The following is a 12,046-nucleotide window of genomic DNA, read 5'->3' as shown; positions in this document are numbered from 1 at the left end:
TGCGGCGGCGCGTTGGTGATGGGCAAGCAGGCGGGTGACGGGCCGACCAAAAGCGGCTAACCGCGCCGACGATGACGGGCGTCCTGATCATAATCGCGGCCTTCGCCACCGCGTTTCTTTCCGGCATCTTCGGTATGGCGGGGGGATTGCTGCTGATGGGCATCCTCGCCTTCCTGCTGCCGGTGTCGGCGGCGTTCGTTACGCATGGCATCCTCCAGCTTGTCGCCAATGGCTGGCGGGCGGTGGTGCATCGCGAGCATGTCGTCTGGCCGATCATGCGCACTTATGCACTGGGCGTTTTTGCTGCAGGTGCGGTGGTCGCGATGATCGGCTTCTCGCCCTCGCGACCCTTGCTGTTCCTGCTGCTCGGGTTGGTGCCGCTGGTCGTCTGGCTGCCCCGCCGCTGGATCGCCCTCGATGCATCCCGGCCCTCCCATGCCTTCCTTGCCGGGTTCACTGTCTCTTGTCTCAACCTGACGGCGGGCGTTGCCGGCCCGATGATGGACGTGTTCTTCGTCCGCACCCCGCTCACTCGCCACCAGATCGTTTCGACCAAGGCGGCGGGACAGGTTTTCAGCCATATCGCGAAGATCGGCGTGTTCGGAACGCCGATGCTGCTTGCGGGGCGGAGCGCCATGCCGCCCTGGTGGGTGTTCGCCATCGCGGTGCCGCTGTCCATGGTCGGCACGATGCTGGGCGGGCGACTGCTGGACCGGATCAGTGACGGCCACTTCCGGCGCTACACAGCATGGATCGTTACCGCGATTGGCATGCTCTACATCGGGAAGGCGGTGATGGAATGGCTCTGACTGAACCCGCTACCGTGGGCGAGGCCTGCGTTGCCGTATTGCACTGCAGCAATCCGCGCGAGAAGGTGATGGCGGCCCGCAAGGCCGCACGGAACTGGCGGCTCGGGCGCCTCGCGCACCGGTTCGATACGCCACCGCCAGACCGGCCCGGCCGGCCCGAGCGCCCTGAGCTTCTGCCGCCCAACCGCATGCCAAAGCGCGGCAAGGGCGGCTCGGAGCGCGCCCGCATCGCGATGATCCACGCGCTGGCGCATATCGAATTCGTCGCCATCGACCTGGCCTTCGATCTCGTCGCACGCTTTGGCGCGGACTTCCCGCCTGACTTTGCCGACGACTGGCTGCGTGTCGGTGCCGACGAGGCGATGCATTTCGCCCTGCTTGCGCGCCGGCTGGAAGAACTGGGCAGCGCCTATGGCGATCTGCCTGCCCATGATGGTCTGTGGGAAGCCGCGATCGAAACCGCCCATGATGTCGCGGCCCGTCTCGCCATCGTGCCGATGGTGCTGGAAGCGCGGGCGCTGGACATCACGCCGGAAACCATCGTGCGGTTCAGGCATTTCAACGATGAGCGGACCGCGCGGATGCTGACCCGAATCATTGACGACGAAGTTCGTCATGTCGGCGCAGGGACGAAATGGTTTTTGTGGTCGATGAATCGATCCGGCGCAAACCCGCAGGAAAGCTACCAAATGTTGGTTCGGCGCCACTTTCGCGGTGCCGTTAAGCCGCCGTTCAACGACTCAGCGCGGAGTCAGGCCGGTTTGACGCGCGATTTCTACCTGCCTCTTGCGCCTTAACCCGTTCTTCGCTCGAAAAGCCCCAGCCGGTTCACATGAGCCGGAAACACAAAAACATTGAGGGGTCGGTCACGGCCCATCACGGGGTCCAAATGATCGATTCGAGCGCTATGACCTTCGCTAAAGAGGGTGTCCTCAAAGCTGCCGCGAAGGTTCTGGCGATTGCCGGTCTGATGGTTGCCTCTCCTGCCCTGGCCGATGCCGGCCACGACGCCCAGTTTGCCTCGCTCTTCTCGGCGATGGTCCAGATGGAGCAGTCCACCGAGCAGAGCACGGACAGCAAGGCCTCCATCCCGTCGCGCCAGCCGGTCGACGATGTGCGTCTCACCTCTTCTTTCGGTACTCGCAGCGATCCGTTTAACGGCCGCGCTCGCATGCATCAGGGCATCGACATTCCCGGCCCGATCGGCACGCCGATCTATGCGACGGCCGATGGCGTCGTGCGCCGCTCGCAGTGGGTGAACGGCTATGGCAATCTCGTCGAGATCAACCATGGCAACGGCCTCGAGACCCGCTACGGCCACATGTCCAAGCTGATCGCCCAGCCCAATGAGCGCGTCCGTCGCGGCCAGCTCATCGGCCTGATGGGCTCCACCGGTCGCTCCACCGGCAGCCACCTTCACTATGAAGTCCGCATCGCCGGCAGCGCCGTGAACCCGATGCCCTATCTGGAAGGCACCAATTACGAGCTGGCTCTGGCCGAGGCCAAGGAGCACAGCGATCGTCAGGTCGCCATGGGTGGCCCGGAAGCCAACCGCCCCACCGACAACCGCGATCGTTGATCGCCGCTCGCCCGCTCGGGTGAGTTTTCAGGGGTGAGCAGGCTGTCCTGAGTTTCCTTCTCCATCGTCAAGCGCGGCGCGGCTCCCTTGCGGGCCGCCGCTTGCCGTTGCGGCGTGTGCGCCCTATCTAGCAGCCATGGATATCAGCCTCTCTCCCACCGCCGCCGCGCGGGTCGCCTGGATCGCCGAGCGCCAGAGCAAGCCGGCCATTCTCCGCCTCGCGGTGGAAGGCGGGGGGTGCTCCGGCTTCCAGTATCGCTTCGGCTTGGCCGATGCGCCCGAGGCGGACGATGTGATGGTCGAGACGGACGGCGTGAAGCTGGTCGTTGATTCCATGAGCCTCGATCTGGTGCGCGGCTGCGTGGTCGATTTTGTGGACAATCTCGGTGGCGCGGCTTTCAAGGTGGAAAATCCCAATGCGACCGCCGGCTGCGGCTGCGGAACCAGCTTCTCGGTCTGACTTTCTGAGCGTTCGCGCCGGGACGCGCTTGTCGAAGCGCCATGCTTCTCCCTAAGACGGACCCTCACTGGCAGGTGCCGGCAAAAGGGCTTTAGTTCATGCGGATCGCGACCTTCAATATCAACGGCATCAAGGCGCGGCTGCCGCGTCTGGTCGAGTGGCTGACGGAAACCCAGCCGGACGTCGCCTGCCTGCAGGAAATCAAGACGCAGGATGAAGGCTTCCCGATCAAGGATATCGAAGATGCCGGCTATGGCGCCATCTGGCACGGCCAGAAGGGCTTTAACGGCGTCGCGATTCTGGCGAAGGGCGCTACTCCGCAGGAAGTGACGCGCGGGCTGGAGGGCGAGCCGGAAGACGAGCACAGCCGCTACATCGAGGCGGACGTGAACGGCGTGCGCATCGCTTCCATCTATCTGCCCAATGGCAATCCCGTTCCCGGCCCCAAGTTCGAGTACAAGCTGCGTTGGATGGCGCGGCTGCGCGCCCGTGCGGCGCAGATCTGGGCGGAGGAAGTGCCCGCCGTGCTAGCCGGCGATTATAATGTCATCCCGTTCGATCGCGATGTCTGGTCGCCACCCGCCATGGCCAGCGACGCGTTAATGCAGCCGGAGAGCCGCGCCGCCTACAAGACCCTGCTCAACGACGGCTGGACCGATGCGCTGGCCGCGCGCCATCCGCTCGGCGGCGTGTGGACCTTCTGGGATTATCAGGCCGGTGCCTGGCAGCGCGATGCAGGCTTCCGCATCGACCATTTGCTGCTCTCGCCCACTGCTGCCGACCGGCTGGCCGATGCGCAGGTGGACAAGGCCTATCGCGGGCGGGAGAAAGCCAGCGATCACGCCCCGGTCTGGGTCCGCCTGAAGGACTGACGGCGCCCTTTCCAACCAGATGCCCAATTCAGGAGCCAGGAGTCGACCCGCGATGAAGGCCTTTGCTTATGACGCCGCCCACCCGCTGACGGACTTTGCGCTCACCCTGCGCGACCTGCCCGATCCGGTGCCCGGCCCACAGGATCTGCTGGTCCGGGTCGAGGCCTTCGCGCTCAATCCGGTCGATACCAAGATCCGCCAGCGCCGGGGCGGCACGGCGAATGCGCCGGTCGTGCTCGGTTGGGACGCTGCCGGCATCGTCGAGGCCGTGGGTGCGCAGGTGCAGGGCTTTGCGGTCGGTGATGCGGTCTATCATGCGGGCGATCTCAACCGGCCGGGCAGCTATGCCCGCCTGCAAGCGGTCGATCATCGCCTTGTCGCGCACAAGCCCGCGAGCCTCGATTTCGCCGATGCCGCCGCCCTGCCGCTGACCGCGCTCACCGCCTATGAGGCGATGCTGGAGCGCGGCATCGTCTATGATGCGGACAGCCGCGTGCTGATCATCGGCGGGGCAGGGGGTGTCGGTTCGATGGCGATCCAACTGCTCAAGGCGCTGACCCCGGCCACCGTTATCGCCACCGCGTCCCGGCCGGAGACGGTCGCCTTTGCGCAGCTTATGGGCGCCGACCATGTCATCGGCCGCGACGTTCAGCCCGAACTGGCGGCGCTCGGCCTGCATGATCTCCATGCCATCTTCAGCACCACGCATACCGACGCCTATCTGCCGGTCATCCCCGCGCTGCTGCGCCCCTTTGGCCATCTCATGGTCATCGACGATCCCGCCGCGCTGGACATCCTGCCGTTCAAGCAGAAGGCGCTCTCGGTCCACTGGGAGTTCATGTTCGCCAAGTCGATCAACGGCTTTCGCATGGCCGAGCAGCAGGCGGTTTTGCGGCAGGTTGCAGCGCTGGTCGATGCGGGCACGCTCGTCTCCACCCGCACCCGAACGCTCACCGCCAGTGTCGAGACGCTGCGTGATGCGCACGCCGCGCTGGAGGCCGGTGCGCTGATCGGCAAGACCGTCATGCGCTGGGATTGAGCCATTTTACGTCGGTTTGATGCCTCTTTTCGTCGCCCGGTCTGTTATAGAGGGTGAGCTTGAACAGGGAGCATGGATCGATGGATGACAGGTCGAAGCCTTGGCTGACCGGTGACTCCCCCGCACGGGGCGGCAAGCGTCATGCTCCCGCCACGGTGCGCAACCGTGATGCCATTGCCCAATTGCTCGCCCAGACCTTGCCCGCCACCGGGCTGGTGCTGGAGATCGCCAGCGGCTCGGGCGAACATGCCGTGCATTTCGCGCGCTGCTTCCCTGCCTTGCGCTGGCTGCCGAGCGACCCTGACCCGGTCGCGCGCGCCTCGATCACCGCCTGGGCGGATGAGGTGGCGCTGCCCAATCTCGCCCCGCCGCTGCAGATCGACGCTGCCGATCCCGAGGCCTGGCCGATCGGCGAGGCGGACGCGATCCTGTGCATCAACATGGTGCATATCTCGCCTTGGGCTGCGACGCTCGGCCTGCTCCACGGCGCGGCGATGCTGTTGCCGGAAGGCGCGCCGCTCTTTCTTTACGGCCCCTATTTCCGCCGCGAGGTGGAGACGGCGCCGAGCAATCTCGCTTTCGATGAGTCGCTGCGCGCGCGCGACCCCGCCTGGGGCCTGCGCTGGGTGCATGATGTCGAGGCGGCGGCGGCGTCCGAGGGCTTCGAGTTGAAGCGCGTCGTCGAGATGCCGGCCAATAATCTCAGCCTGATCTTCCGGCGCGGTCCTCATCCGGGCTGACGGTAAGCGCGCGGCGGCGGACATGCTCGCGCCAAGCGATGTAGAGCCCGCTCGCTGCGATCAGCCCGGCTCCCACCCAGGTGGAGGATTCCGGCCAGTAGGACCAGAGCAGCCAGCCGGCCAGCGTGGCCCAGATCATCTGGCTGTAATCCATGGGGATGACGATGGAGACCGGCCCGTAGCGCAGGGCCGAGGTCATGAACAATTGCGCCGCCCCGCCGGTCAGCCCCAAGCCGATGAACAGCAACCATGCAACGGGATCGTGGCTTTGCCCGTACCAGATCAGCATCAGCCCGAGCGGCGGCAGCGAGAGCAGGGTGAACCAGAAGACGATGATCGGGGCCGACTCGCGCTTGCCAAGATCGCGCAGCACGATGGCGACGAGCGCCGTCACCATCGCCCCACCGAGTGCCACGAACACCCCGGCGGAGGCGAAGTTGGCGGAATCAGGATGAGTCATGATGACCACGCCGACAAAGCCGAGCAGCACCGCGCTCCAGCGGTGAATGCCGGTCTGTTCGCGCAGCAGAAGGGCGGAAAGGATTGTGGCGAAGATCGGCATGGTAAAGCCGATGGAGGTCGCCTCGGCTAATGGCAGAAGCGCTACCGCGCCGAAGTTGAGCAACATGCCGATCATGCCGAGGCTGGTGCGGGTGATATGGGTGCGCATCGGCGCCTTGGGCAACAGGGCCGTGCCCATCAGTGCGACCGCCCAGATCGCCGCGACGGGGAAGGCGAATAACTGCCGGTAGAACACCACTTCGGCCAGATTGGCGCCGCGCTCGATCAGCAGCTTGCCGATGGCGTAGGTCGCGCCGATCATCATCATCGCCAGCAGCCGCAGCATGATCGCGAACAGGGGCCGGTCGCGGCGTGCGGGCGCGGAGGGGGCCTCGGCAGCGGCGGCGCTGCTCATGCCAGTGTGCGCCGTCGCGCGCGAGCGCCGCTCAGACTGTCCCACACGAACAGCGCGAGGGCGACCCAGATGAGCAGGAAGCTGCCCCAGCGCCCGGCGGACATCGGCTCGCCGAACAGGAACACCCCGCACAGGAACTGCAGCGAGGGGGCGATATACTGCATCAGCCCAAGGGTCACGAGCGGCAGGGCGCGCGCGGAAATCGCGAACAGGATGAGCGGGATCGAGGTGAGCGCCCCGGTGCCGATCAGGCCGAGCGTCACCCAGCGATCCTCACCGAAGGCCAGGGTGCCCTGCGCGGCATAAAAGCTCACCAGTGCGAGGGCCGGGGCGCACAGCACCAGCGTCTCCACCGCCAGACCCGAGGTTGAGGGCACCGGCGTCAGCTTGCGGACGAGCCCATAAAAGGCAAAGCTGATCGCCAGCGCGAGGCTGATCCAGAGCGTCTGCCACTCGCCGATAGCGAGCAATGCCACGCCCGCCGCCGCGATGCCGATGGCGACAGCCTGCCGGCGGCGCAGCACTTCCTTGAGCACCAGCGTGCCGAGCAGCACATTGACCAGCGGGTTGAGAAAGTAGCCCAAGCTCGCCGCCACGACATGGTCGGTGTCCACCGCCCAGATATACACGAGCCAGTTGATACCGATCAGCACCGCGCTCAGCGCCAGCGCGGCGAGAATGCGCGGCTGGCTGAAGATCGCGACGAAGGCGCGATATTGCAGCATCGCCGCCAGCACGATGGCGAGGAAGGCGACGGACCAGATCACCCGATGCGCCACGATCTCGAAGGGAGAGACATGGCCGAGCAGCTTGAAATAAAGCGGCATCAGGCCCCAGATCGCATAGGCGCCGACGCCGGCAAGCAGACCCGCGCGCCGTTGGGCCGCCTGTTCGGCATCCGCGATGTCGGTGGGTTGGCTGCTCATATTGCCGCTCTCGTTCAGAAAATTCCGCCGCCGGCCCACAGGCGCAACATGCCGAAGGCGGCCACGGCGAGGCAGAAATTGCGCGCTCCGGTGCCCGCCGCGAACTGGCCGATCAGCGCCCCGAACAGGGCCATCGGCACAATCACCCAATTGGCCCAGCCAAGGCCGGGGATGATCGCGGGAATGGCAAGAATCAGCGCGACCGCGCCGATCAGAATGGAGAGCAGCGAAAGCATCCCCATCCCATGGGCCTGACCGGGGATATTGGCAAGTGCAGGGGGCACCAGAGACTTGAGGTGTTTGCAGCCTCAGCCGAGGAAGCGCGAATTTGGAATGATTGATCTTAAAGAATATTCCAAATAGGTTTTAGGTCGTCCTTCAGTCCGTGCCCTGGATCAGCGGCCTCACCCAATCCAGCGCCGTCTCCGCGAAGAAATGGCGCCCCGGCACCACCCAACTCGTATCGTCCAGCGTGCCCGGCTTGAGCGTCTGCATGCCTTCATGTCGATGGCGACGATGGACCAGTCGCGACCCACAATCAGCGCAGAACAGGCAGTCGAGCCGATGGCCGGAGTCGGTGTCGCGCGTCCAGATCGCCGGCGTCCCCTGCGTGAACGCCAGGCTCTCGATAGCCACGCCCATGGAGAGCCCAAAGGCGCTGCCGCTCTGCTTGCGGCACAGGCTGCAATGGCAGGCCCAGATGCCCACTGGCGGCGCGCTCAGTTCATAGCGGACCGCGCCGCACTGGCACCCGCCGCTTTGCGGAAAGCGCACGTCGGAAAAGCGCGTTGTGTCTGCCTGGCCCATGGCTCTGCTCCTCTCGTCTTACCGCGCGCGTCAGCCGCCGTTCAGCCGCCCCGGTTCAGGCGTCGGGACGAAGACCTTGAGCGTCAGGCGCGGTTCTGGACTTTTTCGCCGATCCTGACTTAGGGCGCAGATGATTAGAATGGCAATGATTCGGACGGAGGGATTTTCTGTGACACGCGCAAACGCCGCCAAGATGTGGAGCATATCAGCGATTGCCGCCCTGCTCGCCGCAGCACCGCTTGCCCTGATTCCGGCGCAGGCAGCCGATGCACCCGCCGGCGATCCTGCCCATGGCAAGCAGGTGTTCGAGAGCACCGTGTGCGGTGCCTGTCACACGCTGGCGGCAGCTGATGCCAGCGGCCCCATCGGCCCCTCGCTGGATGGCAATGCCAACCTTACCCACGCGCTGATCGTTGAGCGCGTCACGAAGGGTGCCGGCGCCATGCCGGGCTATGAGGGCCAGTTGAGCGAGAAGGACATCAACGACGTCGCCACTTATGTGATGAGCGTGGCGGCAAAACCGCAATAAGCGGCGGATCGGCGGGCCTTCGTCCGCCGGTCGCCGCATCACGCGGCGCAGAATATCGGTCGGAGCCAAGGCTGTATGCCCTCGGCTCCGTCCTGCTGGTCAAAGGGGGGAGGGAACACTCCCCGGTACTGAACGACCAGCGGAGTATTCATGCGTCATTTCCTGCTTGCTTCCACCTGCGCCTTCGCTCTTGCCAGTGCGGCGTCAGCGGAAACCTCGATCACGACCAAGCGGACCACCGCAATCGCGACGGCCACCGCCAACAATGGCGCAGCCGACGATATCAAGATCGCCTCGGCGGGATCGATCGAACTGACTGGCGCGGGTAGCGTTGCGGTCACGGTCAACAGTGCCAACAAGATCACCAATGAAGGCACGATCCAGATCAGCAATGCGGACAATGCCGCGGGCATCGTCGCCAATGCCGGCACGTCGGGCGGCATCGTCCACAGCGGCAAGATCATCATTGATGAGAGCTACACGCCCACCGACGGCGACAATGATGGCGATCTCGACGGGCCGTTCGCGGTCGGCACCGGGCGCTACGGCATCCGCACGCTGGGCGCCTATTCCGGCGCCATCACGGTGGCGCGCGGTGCCACGATCCAGGTCGAGGGCAATGATTCCTTCGGCATCCGGCTGGGCGGTCCGCTCACCGGCGCCCTCTCGCACGATGGAACGACCAGCGTGCTGGGCGATCGTGCGATCGGCGTGCAGGCCGGAGATATCAGCGGCAATGTCCGTCTCGCCGGCACGGTCGGCGCTCAGGGGGTGAATGCGGTTGGCGCGGCGTTCCTAGGCAATGTCGGCGGCACGCTGACCATTCAGGGCGCGATCAGCGCCACGGGCTATCGCTACACCACGCCGCCGTCAGACCCCTCCAAGCTGGGTGCCGACGATCTGCTGCAGGGCGGTTCGGCGGTCATCGTGGAAGGCAATGTCGCGGGCGGCATCATCCTTGCCGTACCCCCCAAAGACAGCAGCACCACCGATGATGACGAAGACAAGGACGGCATCAAGGACAGCGAGGAAGGCTCTGCCGTCGTGCGCTCTTATGGCGCGGCACCGGCGATGCGGATCGGCGCGGCCGGGCGGGATATCGCCATCGGCGCGGTGCCGGCGACGGGCAGCGGCTATGGCCTGATCATCGACGGCACCGTGTCCGGCAGCGGCCTTTACACTGGCGTGCAGGGCAATGGCCTGCTTGTCGGCGGGCAGGGCGGCGCGGTGACCATCGCCGGAGGCATCGGTATCGGTGGCAGCGTCGAGGCCTCCGCCCGCGATGCTTCGGCGACGGCCCTGCGCCTCGGCGCCGGGGCATCGACACCGCTGCTGCACGTCACCGGCAAGGTCGAGGCGACCGGCACCAGCAAGGATGGCACGACGGCGACCGCCGTGCGCGTCGATGCCGGCGCCAGCCTGCCGACCCTCCGCAACGCCGGCACGATCAAGGCGACCACCGGCGAGGCCGGCGGCGCGGTCGCCATCGTCGATGCCTCGGGCGGGCTGACGCTCATCGAGAACAGCGGCGCCATCTCGGCGACCGGCGCCAAGGCGGATTCGGGGCGCAACATCGCTATCGATCTCACCGCCAACAGCAGCGGCGTGACCGTCAAGCAGACCGAGGTCGCCGCCAGCGCCACCGCGCCCAGCATTGTGGGCGATGTCCGGTTCGGCAGCGGCAATGACGTGTTCGACATTGCGGACGGCACCGTCACCGGCAACACCAGCTTCGGTGCCGGAGCCGACACGCTCCGACTGCGCGGCGATGCGGTCTACACCGGCAATGTCGCCTTCGGCACCGGCACGAGCACGATGAGCCTTGCCGGCACGTCGCGCTTCAAGGGCACGACCGATTTCGAGGGCACCGCGAGCACGCTCTCGATTGGCGGTACCGCCGTCTATTCCGGCACCTTTGCCAATGCCGGCCAACTGGCGCTCGGCCTTGCGGGCGGTGCACTCGATCTCACGGGCCCGGCGCAGATCGGCAGCCTGGCCGTGACCGACAAGGGCGCGCTCGGCATCACGCTGGGGGCGGCCGGCAACAGCACGGCCTATCTCTCGGTCGCCGGCACCGCGAGCTTCGCGACGGACTCGCGGCTGGTGCTGCGGGTCAGCGATATCGAGAATGCAGTGGGCAATCATCTGGTGCTGACAGCCGGCACGCTCACCGGCGCCGGCAACCTCAATGCCGAGACCGCGCTGGTGCCCTATCTCTACAAGGCGACGCTCAGCAGCAGCGCCAACACGCTCAGCGTGACCCTCGGCCGCAAGACCACTGCGGACCTAGGCCTCAACCGCTCGGAGGCTGCGGCCTTCGATGCGATCTATGCCGCGCTCTCCAAGGACGAGCGGGTGGAAACCGCCTTCCTCGGCATCACCGATGGTGAGGACTTCCGCACCAGCCTGCGCCAGCTCCTGCCCGATCATGCCGGCGGCACCTTCCAAGTCGTCACCCAAGGATCGCGCACCTTCGGGCGGATGCTGGATGACCCCACCGGCCCGTTCAAGGATGAAGGCAAATGGGGTTACTGGATCAACCAGCTCGTTTGGGGCGTCGAAAAGGGGCGCGGTGACACGGCTGCCTATGAGACCTCCGGCTGGGGCTTTGGCGGCGGCGCCGAAATCAAGACCGGCCTTGGCAGCTTCGGCACGTCGGTAGCCTATCTGTGGGGCCGCAATCGCGATGGCGACACGGCCAATCAGGTGACCGCCAACCAGATCGAGGTCGCCGGCTACTGGCGCCTGAAGACCGGGCGCTTGCGGGCGACGGCGCGCGGGTCGGTCGGCTTTGTCGATCTGGATGGCAAGCGCAGTTTCGATGGGCTGAAGGATGGCGCCACCACCACGCTGACAGCCAATAGCGATCGCAATGCCCGGCTCTATTCGGCGATGGGCACGCTCTCCTACGACTGGGTGTCGCAGGGCGGCATCTCCTTCCGCCCGGTCGTGACACTCGATTATTTCCGGCTGAAGGAGAATGGCTACACCGAGACGGGCGGCGGCGATGCCATGAACCTCATCGTGCGCTCGCGGACCAGCGACGAGCTGGCGGTTACAGGCACCGCAGTGCTGGGCATAGACATGGGCGGCCAGGATGAGTGGTCCGGCTGGTCGCGGCTGGAGGTAGAGGCCGGTCGTCGCGAGATCGTAAGCGGCAATCTCGGCACCACGGTGGCGCAGTTCAAGGGTGGCGAAGCGTTCACGCTGCTGCCCGATGATCGGGAAAGCGGTTGGGTCGGGCGCCTGCGCGGCGTCGCCGGCAACAGCGGCTTCCAGATCGGCGGTGAACTCGGCGCGGAGCAGTATCAGGGCAATTGGGCTCTGTCGCTGCGCGCCAGTCTTCGCATCGGCCTCTAAGCGGTTCTT

13 protein-coding genes are annotated in these 12,046 nt (G+C 65.9%); 9 read left to right on the top strand and 4 right to left on the bottom strand.

From position 1 onward, the window contains the following. Positions 1-71 precede the first annotated feature (71 nt). From M2336_RS00795 to M2336_RS00765, 7 genes are all read left to right on the top strand, one after another. On the top strand, positions 72-809 hold the full coding sequence (locus M2336_RS00795) for a sulfite exporter TauE/SafE family protein (RefSeq protein WP_264573553.1): 738 nt from the start codon (positions 72-74) through the stop codon (positions 807-809). Then, positions 800-1,606 (top strand): ferritin-like domain-containing protein, encoded by an 807-nt coding sequence (locus M2336_RS00790; protein WP_264573552.1) that lies wholly within the window; start codon positions 800-802, stop codon positions 1,604-1,606. The genes M2336_RS00795 and M2336_RS00790 overlap by 10 nt, the downstream gene beginning before the upstream one ends. Positions 1,607-1,698: 92 nt before the next feature. Continuing rightward, complete coding sequence (locus tag M2336_RS00785; protein ID WP_181560560.1) at positions 1,699-2,388, top strand: M23 family metallopeptidase; 690 nt, start codon at positions 1,699-1,701, stop codon at positions 2,386-2,388. Between the two features lie 136 nt (positions 2,389-2,524). Further along, a complete protein-coding gene (gene erpA, locus M2336_RS00780; protein WP_181560559.1) occupies positions 2,525-2,848 on the top strand; it encodes an iron-sulfur cluster insertion protein ErpA in 324 nt (107 codons plus the stop codon). A 98-nt stretch (positions 2,849-2,946) separates the two neighbouring features. Beyond that, positions 2,947-3,720, top strand: coding sequence for an exodeoxyribonuclease III (gene xth, locus M2336_RS00775; RefSeq protein ID WP_264571238.1), 774 nt, complete (start codon positions 2,947-2,949; stop codon positions 3,718-3,720). Between the two features lie 52 nt (positions 3,721-3,772). Then, entirely contained in the window at positions 3,773-4,759 is a 987-nt protein-coding gene (locus M2336_RS00770) for a zinc-binding alcohol dehydrogenase family protein (RefSeq protein WP_264573550.1), read from the top strand. Positions 4,760-4,839: 80 nt separating this feature from the next. Then, positions 4,840-5,499, top strand: coding sequence for a class I SAM-dependent methyltransferase (locus tag M2336_RS00765; RefSeq protein ID WP_264573549.1), 660 nt, complete (start codon positions 4,840-4,842; stop codon positions 5,497-5,499). Here M2336_RS00765 and M2336_RS00760 read toward each other — a convergent pair. From M2336_RS00760 to M2336_RS00745, 4 genes are all read right to left on the bottom strand, one after another. Next, positions 5,462-6,415, bottom strand: a complete 954-nt coding sequence (locus tag M2336_RS00760) for a DMT family transporter (RefSeq protein ID WP_264592485.1) — start codon at positions 6,413-6,415, stop codon at positions 5,462-5,464. The two genes, M2336_RS00765 and M2336_RS00760, sit on opposite strands and share 38 nt — an antisense overlap. Then, positions 6,412-7,341, bottom strand: coding sequence for an EamA family transporter RarD (rarD, locus tag M2336_RS00755; RefSeq protein WP_264592484.1), 930 nt, complete (start codon positions 7,339-7,341; stop codon positions 6,412-6,414). Before rarD ends, M2336_RS00760 begins: the two co-directional genes overlap by 4 nt. A gap of 14 nt (positions 7,342-7,355) precedes the next feature. After that, on the bottom strand, positions 7,356-7,583 hold the full coding sequence (locus tag M2336_RS00750; RefSeq protein WP_413715145.1) for a hypothetical protein: 228 nt from the start codon (positions 7,581-7,583) through the stop codon (positions 7,356-7,358). A gap of 136 nt (positions 7,584-7,719) precedes the next feature. Further along, positions 7,720-8,148: a GFA family protein gene (locus M2336_RS00745; RefSeq protein WP_264573546.1), complete on the bottom strand. Its 429-nt coding sequence runs from the start codon at positions 8,146-8,148 to the stop codon at positions 7,720-7,722. Positions 8,149-8,317: 169 nt separating this feature from the next. Here M2336_RS00745 and M2336_RS00740 point away from each other — a divergent pair, with 169 nt between their 5' ends. Then, positions 8,318-8,677, top strand: a complete 360-nt coding sequence (locus M2336_RS00740; RefSeq protein WP_264571232.1) for a c-type cytochrome — start codon at positions 8,318-8,320, stop codon at positions 8,675-8,677. 150 nt (positions 8,678-8,827) lie between these two features. Further along, positions 8,828-12,037 carry an autotransporter domain-containing protein gene (locus M2336_RS00735; protein ID WP_264573545.1) on the top strand — a complete coding sequence of 1,070 codons (3,210 nt, stop codon included), beginning with the start codon at positions 8,828-8,830 and terminating at the stop codon, positions 12,035-12,037. The last annotated feature ends 9 nt before the right edge of the window (positions 12,038-12,046 follow it).

The organism is Sphingobium sp. B1D7B (assembly GCF_025961965.1).
GTDB lineage: Bacteria > Pseudomonadota > Alphaproteobacteria > Sphingomonadales > Sphingomonadaceae > Sphingobium.
The sequence above is the reverse complement of the archived record's forward strand: the minus strand, read 5'-3'. Positions and strand labels throughout refer to the sequence as shown.

Excerpts from the sequence above, each read along its gene's own strand:
- M2336_RS00795 (WP_264573553.1), top strand. The coding sequence starts at position 72 with ATGACGGGCGTCCTGATCATAATCGCGGCCTTCGCCACCGCGTTTCTT.
- xth (WP_264571238.1), top strand. The coding sequence starts at position 2,947 with ATGCGGATCGCGACCTTCAATATCAACGGCATCAAGGCGCGGCTGCCG.
- M2336_RS00735 (WP_264573545.1), top strand. The coding sequence starts at position 8,828 with ATGCGTCATTTCCTGCTTGCTTCCACCTGCGCCTTCGCTCTTGCCAGT.
- M2336_RS00785 (WP_181560560.1), top strand. The coding sequence starts at position 1,699 with ATGATCGATTCGAGCGCTATGACCTTCGCTAAAGAGGGTGTCCTCAAA.
- M2336_RS00790 (WP_264573552.1), top strand. The coding sequence starts at position 800 with ATGGCTCTGACTGAACCCGCTACCGTGGGCGAGGCCTGCGTTGCCGTA.
- M2336_RS00750 (WP_413715145.1), bottom strand. The coding sequence starts at position 7,583 with ATGGGGATGCTTTCGCTGCTCTCCATTCTGATCGGCGCGGTCGCGCTG.
- rarD (WP_264592484.1), bottom strand. The coding sequence starts at position 7,341 with ATGAGCAGCCAACCCACCGACATCGCGGATGCCGAACAGGCGGCCCAA.
- M2336_RS00760 (WP_264592485.1), bottom strand. The coding sequence starts at position 6,415 with ATGAGCAGCGCCGCCGCTGCCGAGGCCCCCTCCGCGCCCGCACGCCGC.
- M2336_RS00765 (WP_264573549.1), top strand. The coding sequence starts at position 4,840 with ATGGATGACAGGTCGAAGCCTTGGCTGACCGGTGACTCCCCCGCACGG.
- M2336_RS00770 (WP_264573550.1), top strand. The coding sequence starts at position 3,773 with ATGAAGGCCTTTGCTTATGACGCCGCCCACCCGCTGACGGACTTTGCG.
- erpA (WP_181560559.1), top strand. The coding sequence starts at position 2,525 with ATGGATATCAGCCTCTCTCCCACCGCCGCCGCGCGGGTCGCCTGGATC.
- M2336_RS00745 (WP_264573546.1), bottom strand. The coding sequence starts at position 8,148 with ATGGGCCAGGCAGACACAACGCGCTTTTCCGACGTGCGCTTTCCGCAA.